16 protein-coding genes and 2 pseudogenes are annotated in these 23,141 nt (G+C 71.8%); 13 read left to right on the top strand and 5 right to left on the bottom strand.

The annotated features are described in order from the left end of the window. The first annotated feature begins 63 nt into the window (after nucleotides 1-63). Complete coding sequence (locus ACFCXS_RS04305) at nucleotides 64-540, top strand: DUF4190 domain-containing protein (protein ID WP_376641573.1); 477 nt, start codon at nucleotides 64-66, stop codon at nucleotides 538-540. A gap of 51 nt (nucleotides 541-591) precedes the next feature. Here ACFCXS_RS04305 and ACFCXS_RS04300 read toward each other — a convergent pair whose 3' ends face one another. Continuing rightward, the gene (locus ACFCXS_RS04300) at nucleotides 592-1,167 is read right to left on the bottom strand and encodes an NADAR family protein (protein ID WP_376641572.1); all 576 of its coding nucleotides are present in this window, start codon (nucleotides 1,165-1,167) and stop codon (nucleotides 592-594) included. Nucleotides 1,168-1,367: 200 nt separating this feature from the next. Here ACFCXS_RS04300 and ACFCXS_RS04295 point away from each other — a divergent pair, with 200 nt between their 5' ends. From ACFCXS_RS04295 to ACFCXS_RS04265, 7 genes are all read left to right on the top strand, one after another. Further along, complete coding sequence (locus tag ACFCXS_RS04295) at nucleotides 1,368-2,903, top strand: gamma-aminobutyraldehyde dehydrogenase (RefSeq protein ID WP_376641571.1); 1,536 nt, start codon at nucleotides 1,368-1,370, stop codon at nucleotides 2,901-2,903. A 56-nt stretch (nucleotides 2,904-2,959) separates the two neighbouring features. Then, nucleotides 2,960-4,207: a spermidine/putrescine ABC transporter substrate-binding protein gene (locus tag ACFCXS_RS04290; RefSeq protein ID WP_376641570.1), complete on the top strand. Its 1,248-nt coding sequence runs from the start codon at nucleotides 2,960-2,962 to the stop codon at nucleotides 4,205-4,207. A gap of 5 nt (nucleotides 4,208-4,212) precedes the next feature. After that, nucleotides 4,213-5,358 carry an ABC transporter ATP-binding protein gene (locus ACFCXS_RS04285; RefSeq protein WP_376641984.1) on the top strand — a complete coding sequence of 382 codons (1,146 nt, stop codon included), beginning with the start codon at nucleotides 4,213-4,215 and terminating at the stop codon, nucleotides 5,356-5,358. Then, the gene (locus ACFCXS_RS04280) at nucleotides 5,358-6,287 is read left to right on the top strand and encodes an ABC transporter permease (RefSeq protein ID WP_376641569.1); all 930 of its coding nucleotides are present in this window, start codon (nucleotides 5,358-5,360) and stop codon (nucleotides 6,285-6,287) included. Before ACFCXS_RS04285 ends, ACFCXS_RS04280 begins: the two co-directional genes overlap by 1 nt. After that, entirely contained in the window at nucleotides 6,288-7,088 is an 801-nt protein-coding gene (locus ACFCXS_RS04275) for an ABC transporter permease (protein ID WP_376641568.1), read from the top strand. A gap of 20 nt (nucleotides 7,089-7,108) precedes the next feature. After that, the gene (locus ACFCXS_RS04270) at nucleotides 7,109-8,527 is read left to right on the top strand and encodes an NAD(P)/FAD-dependent oxidoreductase (protein WP_376641567.1); all 1,419 of its coding nucleotides are present in this window, start codon (nucleotides 7,109-7,111) and stop codon (nucleotides 8,525-8,527) included. 142 nt (nucleotides 8,528-8,669) lie between these two features. Next, nucleotides 8,670-9,140: a hypothetical protein gene (locus ACFCXS_RS04265; protein ID WP_376641566.1), complete on the top strand. Its 471-nt coding sequence runs from the start codon at nucleotides 8,670-8,672 to the stop codon at nucleotides 9,138-9,140. Here ACFCXS_RS04265 and ACFCXS_RS04260 read toward each other — a convergent pair. Continuing rightward, entirely contained in the window at nucleotides 9,122-9,793 is a 672-nt protein-coding gene (locus ACFCXS_RS04260) for a phosphatase PAP2 family protein (protein WP_376641565.1), read from the bottom strand. The genes ACFCXS_RS04265 and ACFCXS_RS04260 overlap by 19 nt on opposite strands. A 55-nt stretch (nucleotides 9,794-9,848) precedes the next feature. Between ACFCXS_RS04260 and ACFCXS_RS04255 the strand changes: the two genes are divergently transcribed. Further along, nucleotides 9,849-10,127, top strand: a complete 279-nt coding sequence (locus tag ACFCXS_RS04255) for a hypothetical protein (protein ID WP_376641564.1) — start codon at nucleotides 9,849-9,851, stop codon at nucleotides 10,125-10,127. Here ACFCXS_RS04255 and ACFCXS_RS04250 read toward each other — a convergent pair. Further along, nucleotides 10,124-11,753: pseudogene (locus ACFCXS_RS04250) on the bottom strand (IS200/IS605 family accessory protein TnpB-related protein). The gene ACFCXS_RS04255 and the pseudogene ACFCXS_RS04250 sit on opposite strands and share 4 nt — an antisense overlap. A 316-nt stretch (nucleotides 11,754-12,069) precedes the next feature. On the opposite strand from ACFCXS_RS04250, the pseudogene ACFCXS_RS04245 reads away from it, so the two are divergent. Beyond that, nucleotides 12,070-12,567: pseudogene (locus ACFCXS_RS04245) on the top strand (acyltransferase); the annotation flags it as partial. Between the two features lie 421 nt (nucleotides 12,568-12,988). On the opposite strand, the gene gabT reads toward ACFCXS_RS04245, so the two are convergent. Next, nucleotides 12,989-14,323, bottom strand: a complete 1,335-nt coding sequence (gabT, locus tag ACFCXS_RS04240; protein ID WP_376641563.1) for a 4-aminobutyrate--2-oxoglutarate transaminase — start codon at nucleotides 14,321-14,323, stop codon at nucleotides 12,989-12,991. A gap of 251 nt (nucleotides 14,324-14,574) precedes the next feature. Between gabT and ACFCXS_RS04235 the strand changes: the two genes are divergently transcribed. From ACFCXS_RS04235 to ACFCXS_RS04225, 3 genes are all read left to right on the top strand, one after another. Next, on the top strand, nucleotides 14,575-16,707 hold the full coding sequence (locus ACFCXS_RS04235; protein WP_376641562.1) for an ATP-binding protein: 2,133 nt from the start codon (nucleotides 14,575-14,577) through the stop codon (nucleotides 16,705-16,707). 119 nt (nucleotides 16,708-16,826) lie between these two features. Beyond that, nucleotides 16,827-18,500, top strand: a complete 1,674-nt coding sequence (locus ACFCXS_RS04230; protein WP_376641561.1) for a PucR family transcriptional regulator — start codon at nucleotides 16,827-16,829, stop codon at nucleotides 18,498-18,500. Nucleotides 18,501-18,622: 122 nt separating this feature from the next. After that, on the top strand, nucleotides 18,623-20,068 hold the full coding sequence (locus tag ACFCXS_RS04225; RefSeq protein ID WP_376641560.1) for an aldehyde dehydrogenase family protein: 1,446 nt from the start codon (nucleotides 18,623-18,625) through the stop codon (nucleotides 20,066-20,068). 120 nt (nucleotides 20,069-20,188) lie between these two features. On the opposite strand, the gene ACFCXS_RS04220 is transcribed toward ACFCXS_RS04225, so the two are convergent. Then, entirely contained in the window at nucleotides 20,189-23,026 is a 2,838-nt protein-coding gene (locus tag ACFCXS_RS04220; RefSeq protein ID WP_376641559.1) for a glycoside hydrolase family 3 C-terminal domain-containing protein, read from the bottom strand. Nucleotides 23,027-23,141: the final 115 nt, after the last annotated feature.

Genomic DNA, 23,141 nt, shown 5'->3' with positions numbered 1-23,141 from the left:
GGCTCTGCGCGGCCGACTTGGCCACTACGATGCCCTGGTCTGACAACGGAGGGGAGATCGTCCATGTCCAACACCAATCCGCCCCCGGGTGGTTTCGGCCCGCCGGCCCAGCCCCCGCAGCAGCCTCCGGGCACCCCCGGTTACGGCTATCCGCAGCAGCCCCCCGCCGCCCCGGGCTACGGCTACCCCCAGGGCGGCCCCGGCTACCCGGCCGCGCCGCCCGTGGGCTACCCGCAGGCGCCCGGCTACGGGATGCCGGCGCAGCCGAGCAACGGCATGGGGACCACGGGACTGGTGCTGGGCATCATCGGCGTGGTGTGCAGCGTGACGTTCATCATGTGGTTCTTCGGCGTGATCCTGGGCATTCTCGCGATCATCTTCGGTGCCATCGGCCGCGGCAGGGCCAACCGCGGTGAGGCCACCAACAAGGGCGCCGCGACCGCGGGCCTGGTCTGCGGCATCATCGCCACCGTGATCCTGCCGCTGCTGGGCTTCCTGCTGTTCGCCAGCATCATGGGCGGTCTCGGCGCGGCGTCCTGACGCGGCTCCCGTGGCTTCGCAAGGGGCCGGTCCCGAGGACCGGCCCCTTGCTCATGCTCCGGCCGTCCGCAGCCGCTCCCGCGCCTCCATCAGCGCGAACCCCAGCAGATTCGGCCCTCGCCACCGCTGCGGATCGGCCGCCGCCTCGTCGTCCGCGGCCAGCCCGATGCCCCACACCCGGTCCACGGGACTCGCCTCCACCAGCACCCGGTCGCCCGTGCCCAGCAGATGGCCCAGCAGCTCGGGATGCGCCGCGAACTTGTGGACACTGCCCTCCACGACGATCCGGAACCGCTCCCGCGCCCAGACCGGCTCGTCGAAGCCGCGCACCAGCCGCCCGGCCTTCTTCGCCCCGGCGGGATGCTCCGCGGCCAGCACGGCACGCTCCGCCGCCGCGTCCTCGAAGAGCCGCGCCTTGGCCGCCATCATCCAGTGCTCGGCCGTCGCGTAGTCCACGCCGTCGACCGTGAACGGCGCCGGCCACCACTGGCTCAGACAGCTCGCCCCGATCCGTCCGTCCGGCCGCGGCCGGTGCCCCCAGAAGTGCAGATACCTGACCCTGGCCCCCGCCCGGACCGCCGCGATCAGGGCCTCCTGCGAGCCGACCGCCCCCGTGATCTTCTCCATGCAGGCGAGTCTGGCACGCACCACTGACACAGCGTCCTGCCTTTTCGCGGTGAACTCGACACCTGGTCGACAGATTCCGTCGCGTAACCAAAAATCAACAACGGAATCACTTGTTGGAGTGGCATACCTCTGTCAGGATCGGCACTCAAATCGAGCCTGAGCCACGCCGGCCCCCGTCAGGGGACACGGAGGAGAGCGACATGCACAACCCGGGCACCGCCACCCCGGACCGATTTCCGGCCGAGGAGCGCTTCGCGGAGGGCGCGCAGTACATCGCGGGCCGTCTGACCAGGGGCACCTCCGGCCGCACGCACGCGGTCGTCGATCCGGCGTCGGGCGAGGAGGCCCTCACTTACGAGCTGGCCGGCCCGGCCGACGTCGACCGGGCCGTCGCCGCCGCCCGCGCGGCCTTCCCCGGCTGGGCGGGGACCACCCCCGGCGAGCGGTCCGACGCCCTGCACCGGTTCGCCGCGGTCCTCGCCGACCGGGCCGAGGACTTCGCCCGCGCCGAGTCGCTGCAGTGCGGCAAGCCGCTGAAGCTGACCCGCGAGTTCGACGTCCCGGGCACCATCGACAACGCCGCTTTCTTCGCCGGTGCCGCACGGCATCTGCAAGGGCAGTCCGCCGGTGAGTACTCCGGTGACCACACCTCGTACATCCGGCGTGAGCCCATCGGGGTCGTCGGGTCGATCGCGCCCTGGAACTACCCCCTCCAGATGGCCGCCTGGAAGATCCTCCCGGCGATCGCCGCGGGCAACACCATCGTCCTGAAGCCGGCCGAGCTCACCCCGCTCACCTCACTGCTCTTCGCCCAGGCGGCCACGGACGCCGGGATCCCCGACGGCGTGATCAACATCGTCACCGGCACCGGCAAGGAGGCCGGAGAGCACCTCGTCGGCCACCACGACGTGGCCATGACGTCCTTCACGGGCTCCACCGCGGTCGGCAAGCGCGTCGCCGAGGTCGCCACCGCCACCGTCAAGCGCCTCCACCTGGAGCTCGGCGGCAAGGCACCCTTCGTGGTCTTCGACGACGCCGACCTGGAGGCCGCCGCCCACGGCGCGGTCGCGGGCTCCCTCATCAACACCGGGCAGGACTGCACGGCAGCCACGCGCGCGTATGTGCAGCGGCCGCTGTACGACGCCTTCGTGGAGCGGACCGCGGCGCTCATGGAGAGCGTCCGGCTCGGCGACCCCTTCGCCGCCGGCACCGACCTCGGCCCGCTGATCTCGCACGTGCAGCGGGACCGGGTCGCCGGATTCGTGGACCGCGCGCGGGCCTACGCGCGCGTGGTGACCGGCGGCGAGGCACCCGAGGGGGAGCTGGCCAAGGGCGCCTACTACCGGCCCACCCTCATCGCCGACGCGGCCCAGGACAGCGAGGTCGTCCAGTCGGAGATCTTCGGCCCGGTCCTGGTCGTGCTGCCGTTCGACACCGACGACGAGGGCCTCGCGCTCGCCAACGACACCCCCTACGGCCTGGCCGCCTCCGCCTGGAGCCGGGACGTGTACCGCGCGAACCGGGCCACCCGCGAGATCAAGGCCGGCTGCGTGTGGATCAACGACCACATCCCGATCATCAGCGAGATGCCGCACGGCGGCCACAAGTCCTCCGGCTACGGCAAGGACATGTCCGCGTACTCGTTCGAGGAGTACACCCAGATCAAGCACGTCATGTTCGACAACACCGCGGTGGCCGCGAAGGACTGGCACCGCACCGTGTTCGGGGATCGATAGCCGTTCGCAGGCCGCCTGACCAACGGCCGTCCACCCTCCGAAAGGGCACCACGCGCATGGAGCAGTACGAGCCCGACCGCCTGTCCGCGGCCCAAGTGGCCGCCGTGCGGCGCAGTTTCAAGAACGGCAGGGCCGCCCTCACCCGGCGGTCCCTGCTGCGCGCCTCGGCGGGCGGGGCGCTCGCGGCCGGCGGACTCGGGACGCTGAGCGCCTGCGGCATTCCCGCCGCCGGTCAGACGCAGGGCGGCGTCTCGGCAGAGGACCACTCGGCCAAGGAGAAGACGGTGAACTTCTCCAACTGGACCGAGTACATGGACGTCGACGACAGCGGCAAGCGCCACCCGACCCTGGACCGGTTCGCGAAGCGGACCGGCATCACGGTCAAGTACAGCGAGGACATCAACGACAACAACGAGTTCTTCGGCAAGATCAAGCCGCAGCTCGCCGCGGGCCAGGACACCGGCCGCGACCTGATCGTCCTCACCGACTGGCTGGCCGCCCGCCTGATCCGCCTCGGCTGGGTGCAGAAGCTCGACCCGAGCAACCTGCCCCACGCCTACGCCAACCTCTCCGCCCAGTTCCGCAGCCCCGACTGGGACCCGGGCCGCGCGTACTCGTACGTCTGGCAGGGCATCTCCACCGTCATCGCGTACAACAAGAAGGCCCTCGACGGCGTCGAGGTGAGGTCGGTGTCCGACCTGCTGGACAACCCCAAGCTCAAGGGCCGGGTCGGCTTCCTGTCGGAGATGCGCGACAGCATCGGCATGACGCTGCTCGACATGGGCAAGGACCCGGCCGACTTCACCGCCGACGACTACGACGCGGCCGTCGCCCGCCTCCAGAAGGCCGTCGACAAGGGCCAGATCCGCCGCTTCACCGGCAACGACTACACCTCGGACCTGACCAGCGGCGACTTCGCGGCCTGCGTCGCCTGGGCCGGTGACGTCGTCCAGCTCAAGGCGGACAGCCCCGACATCGACTTCCTCATCCCGGACAGCGGCTACGTGACGTCCACCGACAACCTGCTGATCCCCAACAAGGCCCGGCACAAGACCAACGCCGAACGGCTCATCGACTTCTACTACGAGCCGAAACCGGCCGCCGAACTCGCCGCGTACATCAACTACGTGTGCCCCGTCGACGGTGTGAAGACCGAGCTCGCGAAGATCGACAAGGACGCGGCGAACAACCCGCTGATCATTCCCGACAAGGCCATGGCCGCCAAGTCCCACGCCTTCCGCTCGCTGAGCTCGAAGGAAGAGACCGAGTTCGAAGCCAAGTTCGCGAAGCTGACGGGGGCGTGACCACCATGACGAACAAGACCGGCCCCGGCGGCGACGTCCGCCTCACGGGCATAGCCAAGACCTACGGCTCCTTCACCGCCGTCCACCCGCTCGACCTGACCGTCCCGCAGGGTTCCTTCTTCGCCCTGCTCGGCGCCTCCGGCTGCGGCAAGACCACCACCCTGCGCATGATCGCCGGCCTGGAGGAACCCTCCGCCGGCACCGTCTTCCTGGGCGAGCAGGACGTGACCGCCCTGCCGCCGTACAAGCGGCCGGTGAACACGGTCTTCCAGTCCTACGCCCTCTTCCCGCACCTCGACATCTTCGAGAACGTCGCCTTCGGCCTGCGCCGTCGCGGCCTCAAGTCGGTGAAGAAGCAGGTCGAGGAGATGCTCGACCTCGTCCAGCTCGGCGAGCAGGCCCGCAAGAAGCCGCACCAGCTCTCCGGCGGCCAGCAGCAGCGCGTCGCCGTCGCCCGCGCGCTGATCAACCACCCCAAGGTGCTCCTGCTCGACGAGCCGCTCGGCGCCCTCGACCTCAAGCTGCGCCGCCAGATGCAGCTGGAGCTCAAGCGCATCCAGACCGAGGTCGGCATCACCTTCGTGCACGTCACGCACGACCAGGAGGAGGCCATGACCATGGCCGACACGGTCGCCGTGATGAACTCGGGCCGCGTCGAGCAACTCGGCGCCCCCACCGACCTCTACGAGAACCCGCGCACCACCTTCGTCGCGAACTTCCTCGGCACCTCCAACTTCATCGAGGCCGAGGTCGACTCGAAGAACGGCGAGGAGATCGTGCTGAAGGCGGGCGGCGGCAAACTCGTCCTGCCCGAAGCGCGATGTTCCGCCCCCGCGACGACCGGCGGCAAGGTACTGGTCGGTGTGCGCCCCGAGAAGATCTCCCTGACCCACGCCGACGACGCCGGCGAGATCCCCGAGGGCCGCAACCGCATCACCGGCCGGATCGCCGACTCCAGCTTCATCGGCGTCTCCACGCAGTACGTCGTCGACAGCCCGGTCTGCTCCGACTTCGAGGTCTACGCCCAGAACATCGACCGCGACCCCCGCCTGGTACCCGGCGCCGAGGTCGTCCTGCACTGGAACCCGGCCCACACCTTCGGCCTGGACGCCGCCCAGGACGCCGACGCGGGCGTGGAAGAGGCGGCCTGATGTCGACACTCACCGAGGCGCCACCGCCCCTCGCACCCGAGGCCCCCGAGCCGAAGCCCCCCAAGCGCAGGGGCCGCTTCACGCCGTACTGGCTGCTGCTGCCCGGCATCCTCTGGCTGGTCGTCTTCTTCGCGCTGCCGATGATCTACCAGGCCTCCACGTCCGTGCAGACGGGCTCCCTGGAGGAGGGCTACAAGGTCACCTGGCACTTCGCAACCTACTGGGACGCGCTCTCCGCGTACTGGCCGCAGTTCGTCCGCTCGGTGCTCTACGCCGGCACGGCGACGATCCTGTGCCTGCTGCTCGGCTACCCGCTGGCGTATCTGATCGCCTTCCGCGCCGGCCGCTGGAAGAACCTGATCATGATCCTGGTGATCGCGCCGTTCTTCACCAGCTTCCTGATCCGCACCCTGGCCTGGAAGACGATCCTCGCGGACGGCGGACCGGTCGTCGGCGCGCTCAACACGCTGCACGTCCTGGACGTCACCGACTGGCTGGGCATGACCGCCGGCGACCGCGTCCTGGCCACCCCGCTCGCGGTGGTGTGCGGTCTGACGTACAACTTCCTGCCGTTCATGATCCTTCCGCTCTACACCTCGCTGGAGCGCATCGACGGCCGGCTCCACGAGGCGGCGGGGGACCTGTACGCCAGGCCGTGGACCACCTTCCGCAAGGTCACCTTCCCGCTGTCGATGCCGGGCGTGGTCTCCGGAACGCTGCTGACCTTCATTCCGGCGGCCGGTGACTACGTGAACGCCGATCTGCTCGGCTCCACCGACACCCGCATGGTCGGAAACGTCATCCAGACGCAGTTCCTGAGAGTGCTCGACTATCCGACGGCCGCGGCGCTCTCCTTCATTCTCATGGCGGCCATTCTGCTCATGGTCACGCTCTACATCCGCAGGTCCGGGACGGAGGATCTGGTCTGAATGGCTTTCGTCAACTGGCTCAAGAGAAATCTCGTCGTCCTGGCGGGACTGCTGACCCTCGGCTATCTGCTCCTGCCGAACGTCGTCGTCACGGTGTTCTCCTTCAACAAACCGAAGGGGCGCTTCAACTACGAATGGCAGCAGTTCTCCCTGGACGCCTGGAAGGACCCGTGCGAGGTCTCCGGGCTGTGCGGGTCGCTGTCCCTCAGCCTCCAGATCGCGGTCTGGGCGACCCTCGGCGCCACCCTCCTCGGCACCCTGATCGCCTTCGCCCTGGTCCGCTACCGGTTCCGCGCCCGCGGCGCCGTGAACTCGCTGATCTTCCTGCCGATGGCGATGCCCGAGGTCGTCATGGCCGCCTCGCTGCTCACCCTGTTCCTCAACATGGGCGCCCAGCTGGGCTTCTGGACCATCCTCATCGCGCACATCATGTTCTGCCTGAGCTTCGTGGTCACGGCCGTCAAGGCACGCGTGATGTCGATGGATCCCAAACTGGAGGAGGCGGCCCGGGACCTGTACGCGGGCCCGTTCCAGACCTTCGTCCGGGTGACGCTGCCGATCGCCGCACCGGGCATCGCGGCGGGCGCACTTCTCGCCTTCGCGCTGTCCTTCGACGATTTCATCATCACCAATTTCAACGCCGGCTCGACCGTCACCTTCCCCATGTTCGTCTGGGGTTCGGCGCAGCGCGGAACGCCCGTTCAGATCAATGTCATCGGCACGACCATGTTCGTCGTCGCCGTACTGTTCGTCCTGGTTTCCATGGTTGCCGGAAACCGCCGCAACAGGCAGAAGGCATAACCCCGTAGGGAGTTGAAATCATGGCCCCGAGCGCCATGAATCAGTGGACCCGTTCGCTTTCCGACGTCCAGCCGGTCCCGTACTGGCTGGACGACCCCGGCCGGCCCCGTCCCGAACCCGCCCTCACCAGCTCCGAGACCTGCGACCTGCTGGTCGTCGGCGGCGGGTACAGCGGTCTGTGGACGGCGCTGATCGCCAAGGAGCGCGACCCGCAGCGGGACGTGGTGCTGGTGGAGGGCCGCGAGGTGGGCTGGGCCGCCTCCGGCCGCAACGGCGGATTCTGCGCCGCCTCCCTCACCCACGGCCTGCCCAACGGCCTCACCCGCTGGCCGGACGAGATCCACACCCTCCAGCGGATGGGCGAGAGCAACCTCGACGAGATCGAGGCGGCCGTCGCCCGGCACTCCATCGACTGCGACTTCGAGCGCACCGGCGAGATCGACGTCGCCACCGAGCCCTACCAGGCACGTGAACTGCGCGAGTGGCACGAGGAGACGTCCCGCCGGGGCCTGGCCGACGGCGTCGAGTTCCTGGACGCCGACGCCGTACGGGAGCAGGTGAACTCACCCACCTTCCAGGCGGGCCTGTGGGACCGCAGGGGCGTCGCCATGCTCCACCCGGCGAAGCTCGCCTGGGGCCTGAAGCGGGCGTGCGTGGAACTGGGCGTGCGCGTCTACGAGAACACCCCCGCCCTCACCCTGAAGCCGTACGGGCCCGGCATGGCCGTACGCACCCCCTACGGCGGGATCCGCGCCCGCCAGGTCGCCCTCGGCACCAACATCTTCCCGAACCTGGTCAGACGCGTCCGCTCGTACACCGTCCCGGTCTACGACTACGCCCTGATGACCGAGCCGCTCACCCCCGAGCAGCTCGAATCGATCGGCTGGAAGAACCGCCAGGGCCTCGGCGACAGCGCCAACCAGTTCCACTACTTCCGGCTGTCCGCGGACAACCGGATCCTGTGGGGCGGCTATGACGCGATCTACCCCTACGGCGGCCGGGTCCGCGCCGAGTACGACGACCGCCCCGAGACCTACGCCAAGCTCGCCGGGCACTTCTTCACCTGCTTCCCGCAGCTGGAGGGCGTCCGCTTCAGCCACGCCTGGGGCGGCGCCATCGACACCTGCTCCCGCTTCTCGGCGTTCTTCGGCACCGCCCACCAGAGCAAGGTGGCGTACGCGGCCGGGTACACCGGCCTCGGGGTCGGTGCCACCCGCTTCGGCGCCGAGGTGATGCTGGACCTGCTGTCCGGCGAACGCACGCCACGCACGGAACTGGAGATGGTCCGCAAGAAGCCCCTGCCCTTCCCGCCGGAGCCCTTCGCCTGGACGGGCATCGCCCTCACCAAGTGGTCACTGGCCCGCGCGGACGCCCAGGGCGGCCGCCGCAATCTGTGGTTGCGCACGATGGACCGCTTGGGGCTGGGATTCGACAGCTGATCGACCGGGTGTGATCCGGTTCACTCCAACGAGGTGCCGGAACCCGCGTAATGGCCTGGGGGACACCCCCTTCTCCCTCGTGATGCCCCTCGGACGCCCCGCGCGTCCGGGGGATACGCGAGAGAGAAGGGGGTCTTTGACGATGACCGGTGCGAAGACGGCGGTCGAGTGGCTCGCATCCGTCGCGCCCGATCCCGAGGCCTGCCGCTGGGAGTGGGAGCGCAACCCGCTCGGGGTCGCACTGCTGCCCGCCGGCAGCGCCTGGGACGTGCTGATCCTGCCCGGCGAACTCGGGTACGCCACGCTCGACGTGCTCACCCGCGTCCTCGACCGGCCGGGCCCCGTGCTCGTCGACTTCGGTGACGCCCGCATGGGGTTCTTCGTGCCGCCGGGCACCGCTGCCCGCTGGCTCGGCACGGGCATCCGCACGGCGGGCGCCGGCACCTGGATCGTCGTGCCGTACCCGGGCCGCTCCTCACCCGGCGGCGTCCGCTGGCTGGTCCCCCCGGACGGCTCGGGCATGCTGACGGACCCGGCCCTGCTGGAACTGGCGATGCACGAGGCGGCGGCGGCCCTGGCCACGGAGAACGACGGTCAGGCCCCTGGTGGTTGAGACCGCCCGGGCCTCGCCACGGCCCGGACGACCAGCCACAGCGCCGCCAGCAGCACCGTGCACAGACACCAGCTGGCCAGCACGTCGAGCGGCCAGTGGTAGCCGCGACGGACCAGGCCGTAGCTCGCGCCCAGGACCAGGGCGACGCAGACGGCGACCAGAAAGCGGCGGGCCAGGGTGGTGCGGAGCCAGGGGAGCAGAAGCAGGGTCGCGGAACCGTAGGCGACGGCGGCGGTGGCGGTGTGGCCCGAGGGGTAGTAACCGGTGCCGGGCGGCACGGCCGGGGTGCCCGGGCGGGCCGTGAGTTCCTTCAGCGGGACGACCAGCGCCGGGACCAGGGCCATGAGCAGGGCCGCGGCGGCGACGGGCAGCCACCAGCGATCCACGCCGGTACGACGGTGACGTACCGCGGCGTACCCGAGCGCGACGGCGAGGACCGGGACCGCGACCTGCACGTTGCCCAGGTCGGCGAGGAGTTCGGAGCAGCGGTCCGGCTCCACCAGGACGCGGCTGAGGCGTTCGTCGAGCCGGACGAGCGGACCGTCCGCGACGACCTGCCAGGTGATCAGCGCGAAGAGGACAGCCGGGAGGGCGAGCAGGAGGGCGAGGGGGCCCGGGGGAGCGGTACGGTCCTGGTGCGCGGTGATCGGCATGGGGCACAGCTTGGCACGAGCGCCGACGCCCTCTCGCGGCCCTTCGGAGGATCATGTGAACCAGCCGTCCGACGACGACAGTCTCTTCGACCACTGCCCCTGGCTCTTCGCCGGGCGGGCCTGCGACGGGCAGCGCGCGGCACAGCGGGAGCGGCAGCGGCGGCTGCTGGCGGGGCCCGGGGAGGTGCTCCTGGGCGAGAGCTGCTTCGTGGCCGGGACGGCGGCCGTGCACCCGGACGTCCTGCACCTGGGAGACCGCTCGTACATCGCCGCCCATGCCTATGTCACCGACCGCATGCGCACGGGGGCCGACTGCACGATCAACCGTTCCTAAAGACTGAGCGGGAGTGAGTCCTGGTGCCAGAACTCATGCTCAGCCGGGCGCCCCGAACGGTGTTGGGTGTCCTGGTTGCCCGCTTTCGCCCCGTATCCGGCGCGCACGGATCGTGTCCGTGGTCCGGGAATGCGGGGGCGGGGTTCCTCACGCCCTGGGGCCACCGAGCTGGCCTGGACGGTCCGATGCCCCTGCTCATCACTCCGGTGAGCGGGGGGCGGTGCCGTCCGTCGCCGGATCGGGTGTCCCAGGGCGCGCCTGCCGATCGCCACGGCGGCCGCGTCGTGGCGGGTGGGGTTGCGGCGTGTGCTGGTGAGGGGTTTCTGCCAGTGCTGGGCACCCCAGCGGCTGGTGTAGGCGGGGTCGACGCCGACGATGGTGATGCCGAGTTCGGCCGCCATCGACACCAGCCGGGCCCGCAGCCGGGCGGTGGGCATGCCGGAGATCAGCTTGCGGAACGTCTTGCGGCGGCCGTGCTTCTCGCGCGTCTTGTCCGCGGTGAAGTCGAGATCCTCGACCGCGATCGCAAGGCCATGCCGCCTGGCGAAGTGCAGCAGGCGGATCAGGGCGTGGCGGATCTGGGCGTCGCGGTGCTGTGCGGTACCGGACAGGTCGTAGCAGAAGCGGAGGGGTTCGCCGACGGGGTTGCCGTGGGTGTCCAGGCGCCAGGCGGCCAGGTGGTCGGCGTTGGTGTCCACACCGACCAGCCCGCCCGTGCGGGCCGTGGCCAGGGGCACGGTCTTGACCGGGGGGATCGTCCAGGACGCGGTGAGGTACCAGCGGCCCCGGACGGTGTCTTCGTGGATGCGGTAGGCGACCGCCCGGTTGGTCTGGATACGGTCGGCCCACTGCTCACCGCGGTGCGCGAACGCCACCGTCGCGGCGAGCACATACCGGCCGTGCGGGGCGTTCGCCAGATACGCCAACGGCGCGGGGAGCCTGATCGAGACCTCGCCGTCGGGCGTGACGCGGATCGTCTCGTTGCCGAACCGCTTACCCGACTCGCCGTCCGCTGCGAGGAACCGCCGCCCGGCTCGCCACCGCGCACGCCACTGCTCCTTTGTGAGCCCGGCGGCCCGCAGATGGTGGCGGGTGTTCAACAGCCCCTTCCCGCCGCGTACCACGCCCACGCGTCCGGCTTCCCAGTCCGCCCGCGCCATATCGAGCCGGTCGGTCAGCACGTGCAGGCGGCGCGTCTTGACAAACCACTCCCGCTTGCTGCGGTATCCGCCCGGAGCTCGCCTGCTGCCCGCCTCGCCGACCGGCAGGGACAACCGGTGCTCGATCGTGCGCACACTCGCCTGAAGATTCTGAATGTGCGCGAGCTGACCGCGCCGGGCCAGCGCCCACTGATCGTGCGTGGCCTTCGTGATCGACCCGGCCCACCGCGAGGACGGACTCCACCGTCAGGACCCGCTTACGCTCAGCCCACAACTCACTATCGTGCTCCAGCCCCGCGGCGCACCGCGCCTTCAGATCCCGGGAGGCGAGCGTGCCCAGATGGTCACCGACCAGACGCAGCACTCGTTCGTCCTCGGCGGTCAGGTGCTTGAGCCGGTCGCGGACCGTCACCCCGGACGGGCCGAGGACGACGAACGAGGCCGCCGGCTTCCGCAGCTCGCCCATATCCTTCCCCCCGTCCCCGCGCCAGCCGATCAACCCCTTCGCACGCTCAACGACCACTCCGGGCAGAGGTCACACATTCGACAGGGGAACTTTCGTTTCACACCCATGAGGCCGCAACAGCCGCAGCACTGACGCTCACTCATGTATGCCTGAACACGCCTATGCACAGTCAGCCGCCAGCAGTTCACAACCCCTTCACGGTGGTGCGCGGCACCGTGACCCTCGGGGACGGGGTGCGCATCGGCGCCCACAGCTCACTGCTCGGCTTCAACCACGGCTCCGCTCCGGATCTGCCGGTTCATCAGCAGCCGGTGGGACCGGGATGTGGGGCTCACCCACCCGCCAGGACGGACGCCTGCAGATGGTCAACGGCTACTACCGCCTCACCCGGGGCTCCTTCGCCCAGTTCGGTCTGCCCGTGCCGTACCCGGAGCGCGTGATCGACACCGTCCTCGACCACGCCCGCGACCCCCGCCACTTCGCGCCCGGCAGGGAGAACGCCTGCAATGTCCTGGACGTGATCCACCCCCTGTGGCTCTGTGCCCGGCAGACCGCTCACCGCTCGGAAGAGGCGCGCTCCTGGGCGGCGAACCAGCTCACGGCCGCCCTGCGCCGATGGCACGACGGCCGGGGCTTCGGCTTCGGCCCGACCCCCGACGGCTCCGGGCCGGGCCGTGAACCGGGCCTCCAGGGCACGGAGATGTGGCTGGCGATCATCTGGCTGCTCGCGGACGTGCTCGGCGTGGCCGACATTCTCGGATACCGCCCGCGGGGGATCCACCGCCCGGAGCCCGCGCCCCTCACACGGGGCTGACCGCGGCTCGCGGTGTCGCACAAGGGGCGGAAAGAGAGGTCGGCCGCCCCGGAACAGGGGGGGGGAGTTCCGGGGCGGCCGTTCCGGACCGGAACGCCGCGCGCCCCGGGGGGTTTGGGGCGGGCGACTGTCCGATCGGTGAGGAGATCCAGAGCCTCAGGCTCCGGTTGTGTGCGCGAGGGCACGACCAGGTCGAAGCTGGGGAGGCCCCGGCCTGATGTCACCCACAGTCCCCTGTGGGCGGGGTGTATCTCTCATCTGGGTAGAACCTACGACAGGGCCGGGGCGCACGACAGGCCGTAGGGCCCCCTGTCATCCACCTCGCACACCTTCTTCACACCGTCTGCCGCTCGCCGCCCCGGTGGCGGAACCGGGGCGGCTCACCTGCCCGGACGCCGGCTCAGATGCGCGTGCCGAGGGATCAGACGCGGGAGAACGCCTGCTCGATGATGTCGAGACCCTCGTTCAGCAGGTCCTCGCCGATCACCAGCGGCGGCAGGAAGCGGAGCACGTTGCCGTAGGTGCCACAGGTCAGGACCAGCAGGCCCTCGGCGTGGCAGGCCTTGGCGAGCGCTGCCGTCGCCTCCGGGTTCGGCTCCTTGGTGGCGCGGTCCTTGACCAGCTCGATGGCGATCATGGCGCCCCGGCCCCGGACGTCGCCGATGATGTCGAACTTCTCGGCCATGGCGCCGAGGCGGGCCTTCATGACCGCCTCGATGTTCTTCGCCCTGGCGTTGAGGTCGAGTTCCTTCATCGTCTCGATCGAGCCGAGCGCGCCCGCGCAGGCGACCGGGTTGCCGCCGTAGGTGCCGCCCAGGCCGCCCGCGTGCGCGGCGTCCATGATCTCGGCGCGACCGGTGACGGCCGCGAGCGGCAGACCGCCGGCGATGCCCTTCGCCGTCGTGATGAGGTCCGGGACGATGCCCTCGTCCTCGCAGGCGAACCACTGGCCCGTGCGGCAGAAGCCGGACTGGATCTCGTCGGCCACGAAGACGATGCCGTTGTCCTCGGTGAACTTGCGGATCGCCGGCAGGAAGCCCTTGGCCGGCTCGATGAAGCCGCCCTCGCCGAGCACCGGCTCGATGATGACCGCGGCGACGTTCTCCGCGCCGACCTGCTTGCTGATCTGGTCGATGGCCTGCGCGGCGGCCTCGGGACCGGCGTTCCCGGGCCCGGTCGGCCAGCGGTAGCCGTACGCCACCGGCACCCGGTACACCTCGGGCGCGAACGGGCCGAAGCCGTGCTTGTACGGCATGTTCTTGGCGGTCAGCGCCATCGTCAGGTTGGTACGCCCGTGGTAGCCGTGGTCGAACACCACGACGGCCTGCCGCTTGGTGTACGCCCGCGCGATCTTCACAGCGTTCTCGACGGCCTCGGCGCCGGAGTTGAACAGGGCGCTCTTCTTGGCGTGGTCACCGGGGGTCAGCTCGGCGAGCGCCTCGGCGACCTCGACGTAACCCTCGTAGGGCGTGACCATGAAACAGGTGTGGGTGAAGTCGGCCAGCTGCGCCGACGCCCGCCGTACGACGGCCTCGGCGGAGGCGCCCACGGAGGTCACGGCGATGCCCGACCCGAAGTCGATCAGACGGTTGCCGTCGACGTCCTCGATGATCCCGCCGCCCGCGCGCGCCGTGAACACGGGCAGCACGGACCCCACGCCCTGCGCGACCGCGGCGGTACGGCGGGCCTGCAGCTCCTGCGACTTCGGACCGGGAATGGCGGTGACGACGCGGCGCTCCTGCGGAAGTGCGGTCATGCGGGGCTCCTGGGGTGGTGCGGATGGTCTCAGCGGAATCTTGGCTTCTTTTCTCGCAGGCTAGGGCGGGGGAAGGGGGGTGGGCATGCTCCATGTGGGCGTTGTCGGCGGGGCGCCTTGTCCGGGGTGGACATGGCACTCTGATGGGCTGGTGCCCATCACCCGGCCGCGTAAGCGGTGAACTCCCCAGGAGAGGGCGTTAGATTGGCTCGCTGATGGTGGACGGAACGGCTGGTCAGGGGGCAAGGGCGATGGACAGCGACGGGACGCAGGAGGCGCGGGGTACGCATGCGAGCCCTGTGCCGCGCCCGGCGGGACCTCCCGAGGTGCCCGCGATGCCTCCCCTGCCGCCCCGGGCGCCGGGGATGCCACCGCCGGCGGACGGGTCGGCGTTCCTCACCTGGCTGCGGGCGCCGCGCCCCGACGCCGCCCCGGGCGTGTGGCGGTTCGGGCACCGGCCGCGGCCCGCCGAGGAGCCCGAGGAGATCCCCACCCGGCAGCTGCTCAGCGGGGCACTGATCGCCTTCCTCGTGGGATGGCTGATCTGGTCGCTGCTGCAGAACGGCTACATCGGCACCTGGTGGTGGGTGCCGTTCGACCTGATCGTCCCCGACGCCTGGCGCGGCGGCGACAGCGCCCTCGGGGAGACCGGGACGTTCGTCGTCTACCAGGGGTACGAGCTGCTCGTCGCCCTGGTGATCATGGTCGGGGCGGCCCGGCTCGGCCGCTGGGGCGAGGTGTGGCGCCGCTTCGTCACCCCCCGCTTCCGCCGGCCGGAGGCCCAGGAGACCCGTACGGCGCCCGAGGACGACCCGGCCCAGTGGAACGAACTGCGTGCCGCCGGAGCCCCCGATGCCGCCGAGCGGCTCGCCGCCGAGGCCCGCTCCGGACTGATGCGGGACGTCGACCACGCCCGGATCCTGCGCGCCTGGCAGGGCGTGCGCACCGGGCGGCACAGCCTCGCCGGCTTCAGCGGCGCCGTGCTCAAGGACGGTGCCGCCGCGTGCCTGCACCCCTCCGGGGAGCGCGACCTGCCCGCCCGGCTCTCCCGGCACGACCTCGTCACCGGGCAGGTGCGGCTCGGCACCACCGTGGACGACGCCCGCAACCCCTACACCTACCGCGGTACGGGGCTCGCCCTCGGGCCCGACCTGCTCGGCACCTCGCTCGTCGCCGTCGGCCCCGCGGGTTCCGGCAAGACCGGGACCGTCGTCCGCCCTCTCGCCGAGTCGCTCTGCCTGCACGCCCTCGCCGGGCGGGCCGCCGTGGTCGTCGTCGGGGCGGCCGGCGCGGGGCTCGGACCGGCCGACGCCTACGACGTGGTCGTGCGGATCGGCAACCAGGAGTCCGAGTACGACCTGGATCTGTACGGCGGCACCAGTGACCCGGACGAGGCCGCGGCCGTGCTCGCCGAGGCGCTCGTCGGCGACCTCGCCGACCCGCACCCCGGCAGTGACAGCCGCCGGTCCACCACCGTCCTCGCCCAGCTGCTCGGCCCGTTCCGCGCCGTGCACGGGCGTTTCCCCTCCGTCCCCGAGCTGCGGCAGCTGCTCGACGGCGCGCCCGGGCCGTTCGCCGCGCTGCGGCAGGGGCTCCAGGAGGCCGGGCAGGAGTCGCTGCTGCGGGAGCTCGACGCCCGGGAGCGGCAGATGGGGCAGCCCGGTGACGTCGGTGGAGTGCTCGGCGATCGTGTCGCCCTGCTCGACCGGCCCGCGTTCGCCGGGTTCTTCGACACCTCCGGGCAGTCCCGGCCCTTCACCCTCAAGGCCCTCGACCACCCGGTGCGGGTGCGCATCGACCTGCCCCAGCGCGGGCACGCCGACGCCTCCAAGATGCTGGCCCGCCTCGTGCTCGCCCAGTTCACGGCGAGTGTCGCGGTACGCGAGGACCGATCGCTGTTCGCCTGCCTGGTGCTGGACGACGCGACCGGGGTGGTGACACCCGAGGCCGTGCGCGGCATCCAGCGGCTGCGCTCCGGAAACGCCGGGGTCGTGCTCACCCTGCGGACCCTCGACGACGTGGCCCGGCCGCTGCGCGGGCCGCTGCTCGGCGCGACCGGCTGCCGGATGGCCCTGTCGGGTCTCACACCCTGGGACGGGCAGGACTTCGCCGAGGTCTGGGGCAAGGAGTGGACCGAGGCCCGCGACGTCACCGACCGGCAGATCATCGCGGAGACCCCGGCGGGCAAGGCCGTGCACATGGTGCGCCGGGTGATCACCGGCAAGGCCCCGACCGCGCGGGCGGTGACCGTGCGGCAGGTCGAGCGGGAGCGCTGGTCCGCCTCCGAGCTGGCGCACGCCGTGCCGGCCGGGCACGCGGTGCTGTCGCTGACCGACGTCAAGGGCGAGCACGCGCCTCCGCTGCTGGTGGATCTGCGGGGCTGACCCCTTCCCACCTGCGCGGGTACGCGGGGACCGTACGGTGAGGCAGAATCGTCACAGGTCGTTCATACGTGGCGGCCAAAAGACCACAGAGATCACACAGCCCTGACGCAGAAGGCCTCATGCCCCCGACGCTCGCCTCGCTCGTCCACCACTCCGCGCTGAAACTGACCGTGCGGGCGGGCGAAGACCGCCTCGACGTGCCGGTCCGCTGGGCGCACGTCAGCGAGCTCGCCGACCCCGTCCCCTACATGGAGGGCGGCGAACTGCTGCTGATCACCGCGCTCAAGCTGGACGCCGAGGCCCCGGAGGCCATGCGCCGCTACGTCCACCGGCTGGCCGGGGCCGGAGTGGTCGGGCTGGGCTTCGCCGTCGGCGTCAACTACGAGGAGATCCCCGAGGCGCTCGTCGACGCGGCCGGGAAGGAGGGCCTGCCGCTGCTGGAGGTGCCGCGCCGCACGCCGTTCCTCGCCATCAGCAAGGCCGTCTCCGCCGCGATCGCCGCCGACCAGTACCGGGCCGTCACCGCCGGGTTCGCCGCCCAGCGCGAACTGACCCGGCAGGCCCAGACCGGCGGCCCGGAGGGGCTCCTGGCCGCGCTGGCCGCGCAGGTCGACGGCTGGGCGGCGCTGTACGACGCCTCGGGCGCGGTCGTCGCCACGGCACCGGAGTGGGCGGGGCGCCGCGCCGCGCGGCTCACCGGGGACGTGCAGAAGCTGCGGGACCGCCCCGCGCCCGCCTCCTCCGTGGCCGGCGGCCCGGAGAACGAGGACCGGGTCGAGCTGCACACCATAGGCACCGGCCGTCGCCCGCGCGCGGCCCTCGCCGTGGGCACGGCCGCCGCCCCGGGCACCGCCGAGCGCTACGCCGTCCACTCCGCCATCGCGCTGCTGACCCTGACCACGGAACGCTCCCGGTCCCTCCAGGCGGCCGAGCAGCGCGTCGGGGCGGCGGTGCTGCGCATGCTGCTGGCCGGTGAGCCGGACCACGCCCGCGCCGTCGCCGGGGACCTGTACGGCGAGCTGCTGGACGCGCCGTTCCGGATGCTGGTCGCGGAGCGGGTACCGGTGTCGGCGTCGGCCGCGCTGGCCCGTGCCGGGGCGCGCAAGGGCGCTGCGCCCGCCGAGCGGTCCTCGGCCGCCGCGCTCGCCGCGGCCGACACCGGCGGCGACCCCCTCGCCGTTCTCGCCGACGTCATGGAGTCCGCGGCGGCCCGCGCCGGTGAGGCCGTGCTGGTCGTGCCGGAGGGGGAGCGGCTGGTGGTGCTGGCCGCGGACGGCGGCGCCGCCGCGGCGGCCTGCGGGGAGTACGCGGCCGCCCTGGAGACGGCCCGGGCCGGCGTACGCGAGAAGGTGCCGGGCGGCGAGGACGACGAGCTCGTCGTCGGCCTGTCGGCACCGGCCGGGCCGATCGCCGCGTCCGCCGCGTACAAGCAGGCCGAGCAGGCACTGTCGGTGGCGAGGCGGCGCGGGCGGGTCCTCGTGGAGCACGAGCGGATGGCTGCCGGATCGGTGCTGCCGCTGCTGGCGGACGACGCCGTACGGGCCTTCGCCGACGGCATGCTGCGTCCGCTGTACGAGCACGACGCCACCGGTCGCGGAGACCTCGTCTCCTCCCTGCGCGCCTGGCTGTCCAAGCACGGCCAGTGGGACGCGGCGGCGGCCGAGCTCGGGGTCCACCGGCACACCCTGCGCTACCGCATGCGCCGCGTCGAGGAGATCCTCGGCCGGTCCCTGGACGACCCGGACGTCCGGATGGAGCTGTGGCTGGCCCTGAAGGCGGCCTCCACTGAGTAGCCAAACCGGAGCATCTGCGTCCCCTACTGCTACGGCTCGGACAAACGTGCTTCGGCCACCTCGCGCCTACCGTTGGTCCCGTAGCACAGGATCACCCCCAACGCCGAAGGGCCGGAACTCACATGACCTCCACCCACGCCTTCTGGCTCGCCGGCCGCCAGGCCACCGGCGAGGAAACCTTCGACGTCACCTCCCCCTGGGACGGGCGGCTCGTGGGCAAGGTGAGCGTGCCGACGGACGCGCAGGTCGAGGAGGCCGTGGCCGCCGCGCACGCCGCGCTGGACGAGTTCGCCGCCACCCCCGCCCACGTCCGGGCCGCCGCCCTCGACCACGTCAGCAGGCGTCTGGCCGAGCGCACCGAGGAGATCGCACAGCTGATCTCCGCCGAGAACGGCAAGCCGCTGAAGTGGGCGCGCGGCGAGGTCGGCCGGGCCGTGTCCGTGTTCCGGTTCGCGGCCGAGGAGGCCCGGCGGTTCAACGGCGGCGAGGCCCAGCGCCTCGACACCGACCTCGGCGGCCAGGGCCGGCTCGCCCTCACGCGCCGTTTCCCGAAGGGCGTCGTGCTCGGCATCGCGCCCTTCAACTTCCCGCTGAACCTCTGCGCCCACAAGATCGCCCCGGCCATCGCCGCGGGCGCCCCGATCATCCTGAAGCCGGCCCCGGCGACCCCGCTGTCCGGTCTGATCATCGGCGACCTGCTGGCCGAGACCGAGCTGCCCGCGGGCTCCTGGAGCATCCTGCCGGTCGCCAACGACAAGATGCCCGCCCTCGTGCAGGACGAGCGCCTGCCCGTGATCTCCTTCACCGGTTCCGAGAAGGTCGGCTACGCGATCATGGACTCGGTGCCGCGCAAGCACTGCACCCTGGAGCTGGGCGGCAACGGCGCGGCCGTCGTCCTCGCCGACTGGGCGAGCGACGAGGACCTGGAGCGGGCGGCGAACCGCATCGCCACCTTCTCCAACTACCAGGGCGGCCAGTCCTGCATCTCCGTGCAGCGGGTCATCGCCGACGCCTCGGTGTACGACCGGCTGCTGCCGCGCATCGTCGCCGCCGTCGAGGCCCAGGTCACCGGCGACCCGGGTGACGACAAGACGGACGTCGGCCCGCTGGTCGACGAGAACGCCGCGAAGCGCGTCGAGACGTGGGTGCGGGAGGCCGTGGACGCCGGTGCCCGGCTGCTGACCGGTGGCAAGCGCGACGGCGCCTCCTACGCGCCGACCGTCCTGGCCGAGGTCCCGGCCGACGTGACGATCTCCTGCGAGGAGGTCTTCGGGCCGGTCCTCACCGTGCAGAAGGCGGACGGCGAGGCCGCGGCCTTCGCCGCCGTCAACGACTCCAAGTACGGCCTCCAGGCGGGCGTGTTCACCCACGACCTGCAGACCGCCTTCCGCGCCCACCGGGCCCTGGAGGTCGGCGGCGTGGTCGTCGGCGACGTGCCGTCCTACCGTGCCGACCAGATGCCGTACGGCGGCGTCAAGCAGTCCGGTGTGGGCCGCGAGGGCGTGCGGTTCGCCATGGAGGACTACACGTACGAGCGGGTGCTGGTGCTGACCGGCATCGACCTCTGACCCGCATCCGCCCCACCCCCTGGCTTATGGAAACCATTTTCATATAAGCTCTGTGAAGAGGCCCGGCACCGATGCCTTCCGGTGCCGGGCCCCTTCTTCGCGCCGGCCTGCTTCGGACCCTCAGCCGGAGAAGCCGACGTGCGCGAGCCGCAGCGGGCCGCGCAGCCTGAGGTGCACGTCGTGGACGCCCGCGGCGGCGACGGCCGCGCCGAGCGAGACGTAGTCGTACGGACCCGAGGTCGGTGCGGCGGGCGACAGCGCCGCCAGGGCCGGGCCGCCGTCGAGGGAGAGCTCCACCGTGCCCGACCCGGCCACCTCCACCGTCACCTCGGAGATCCCCCGGCCGAAGTCGCAGGCCCGGTAGACCAGTTCGGCCGCCTCCGTGCCGCCCGGTGTCACCGCGTCGCCCGAGACCTTCGTCCGGTCGACGATCTCGATGCCGCTCTGCTCGTCGAACCCGGCCGCGGCCAGGCCCTTCGCGAGGACCGCGCGCGGCAGGGCCGGCTCCCCGTCGAGCGTGACCGTCGCGCGCAGCCGGACGTCCTCGGCGGACGCCCCGGCCAGCAGCTCGTGAGCGCCCGGCTCCACGCGCCACCGGTCCTGGGCGACGTCCCAGAACGCGAAGGCACTCAGCGGGACGTCGAAGTCGAGCTCGGCCCTCGCCCCGGGGGTGAGGGTGACGCGGCGGTGGTCCAGCAGCTCGCGGCGTGGACGCGGCACGCAGGCGTCGACGGCCCGGGTGTAGAGCTGGGCCACCTCGTCGGCCGTGACGTCGCCGGTGTTGGTGACGGAGAACGAGACGCGCACCCTCTCGCCCTCGACCCGGGCCCTCAGGCCGCCGTACGCGAACGACGTGTACGACAGGCCGTGCCCGAAGGGGAACAGGGGCGTCCCCTCGAAGTACAGGTACGTCTGGCGGGCGCCGATCACGTCGTAGTCGAGCAGGCCCGGCAGGTCGGAGTCGGCGGCGTACCAGGTCTGCGGCAGACGCCCGGCGGGGGAGACGTCACCGGCCAGGACGCGGGCCAGGGCGGTGCCGGCCGCCTGGCCGCCGTGCGCGGTCCACAGCACGGCGGGCAGCTCGGCCGGATCGACGGCGTACGGATAGGCGGAGACCAGCACCAGCACGGTGGCCCGGTTCGCGGCCCGAGCCGCCCGCAGCAGCCGCTCCTGGTGCCCCGGCAGGCACAGGGTCGTACGGTCCTCGGTCTCGCGGCCGTTGATGTGCGGGTCGTTGCCCGCGACCACCACGACCACGTCGGCCGCCGCCGCGGCCCGCGCCACCGCCTCCTCGCCGCGCTCGGCGACGACCAGCTCGAAGACCTCGGGATCCGCGTCGGCAACCTTCACGCCGTCGGCGGAGACACACACGTGGCGACCCGTCCCCAGGTGCTTCAGGAGGTGCCCGTCCCCGTGCGGTTCCAGGCGGAACGTCTCCTGCACGACCCACCCGCCCGGCTGGTCGGCGGAGGCGCGCAGGCAGCCGTCCTCGGCGACCGAGAGATAGCGGCCGTCGGGCGCGCGCAGGGTCAGCACACCCTCGCCCCAGTCGATCAGCGCCAGCTCGGTGCCCTCCAGGTCCGTGGTGAGCGGGGGCAGGTCGGTGCGGCCCGCGAGCAGCGCCGGGTCGAGCGCGCCCTCGGCGCCGCGCACCTGGTCGGCGGCGTCCTCCACCACCGGCACGTGCAGGAACGCGCCCGCGGAGGTCCTCAGCCGGACCCGGTCCACCCCCTCGGCGAACTCCACCCGCTGCGCGCCGAACCGCTCGTACAGGCCCTCCAGCGGGGTCGAGCGGTGGATGAGGGTGCCGCTGTACCAGTCGAGCTTGCACTCGTCGGCGAGCAGCCCGACCACCGCGATCCGGGTGTCCGGGGCGAGCGGCAGCACCCCGTCGTTCTTGAGCAGCACGATCGCCTGCTCGGCCGCCTCCCGGGCGAGGGCCCGGTGCGCCGGGGTGTCGAACTCGCCGGTGGCGCCGTGCGGGTCGTGCTCCGGGTCGAACTCGCCGAGCCGGAAACGCACGGAGAGCTGGCGGCGGACGGCCGTGTCCAGATCGGCCTCGGTCAGCAGGCCGCGCTCCAGGGCCCCGCGCAGCCGCCCCACCATCTGCGAGGAGTCCGTGCCGTGGTCGGTGAAGCTGTCGACACCCGCGACGAGGGAGGCGGCGGTGGCCTCCTCGTGGGTGCCGAAGTAGTGCTCGGCGTCGACGAGGTTGCTCGGCGCCCCCGCGTCCGAGCAGACCAGCAGGTCCTCGTCGGTCCAGGTCCGCAGGTGCTCGGCCAGGTACGGGGAGACGTGGTTGGGGCGGCCGTTGACCAGGTTGTACGCCGGCATCACCCCGGCCACCGCGCCCGCCTCGACGGTCTCGCGGAAGGCCCGCAGGTCGTACTCGTGCAGCACACGCGGGCGCACCGAGCTCGATGTGGTGGCGCGGCCGGTCTCGTTGTCGTGGGCCAGCCAGTGCTTCAGCACGGGCGCGGTGCGCCAGTAGGTGGGGTGGTCACCGCGCAGACCGTGGGTGTAGGCCGTGGCGATCGCCGAGGTGAGCTTCGGGTCCTCCGAGTAGCCCTCCTCGTTGCGGCCCCACAGGGGGTGGCGCAGCAGGTTGACCGTCGGGGCCCAGACGTTCAGGCCGACCCGGTCGTCCTTGGCGCGCATCGCGCGGACCTCCTTGGACACCGCGTCGCCGACGCGCCGCACCAGCTCCGGGTTCCAGGTCGCGCCCAGGCCGACAGCCTGCGGGAACACCGTCGCCGGGCCCATCCACGCCACGCCGTGCAACGCTTCCTGGCCGGTGCGGAAGGCGGCGACGCCGAGCCGGTCGACGGCGGGCGTGAACTGGTGCAGGAAGGAGATCTTCTCGTCGAGGGTGAGTCGCCCCAGCAGATCGTCGACGCGCTTCGCGAACGGCAGCCGCGGATCACGGAACGGTGCGATGGGTGGCGTGTGTACGGTCACGTGGGGATCCCCTTGCGATGGATCGGCGAGGCGCTTTCGAAGCGCTTCGATGCTGGTCGGAGACGCCCCGGGTGTCAAGGGACGGGCGACGTCACTTCAAGCCCGGCATGAGGAA

Origin of the sequence: Streptomyces sp. NPDC056373 (genome assembly GCF_042262425.1) — a bacterium.
In the GTDB taxonomy this organism is placed as follows: domain Bacteria; phylum Actinomycetota; class Actinomycetes; order Streptomycetales; family Streptomycetaceae; genus Streptomyces.
The sequence above is the reverse complement of the archived record's forward strand: the minus strand, read 5'-3'. Positions and strand labels throughout refer to the sequence as shown.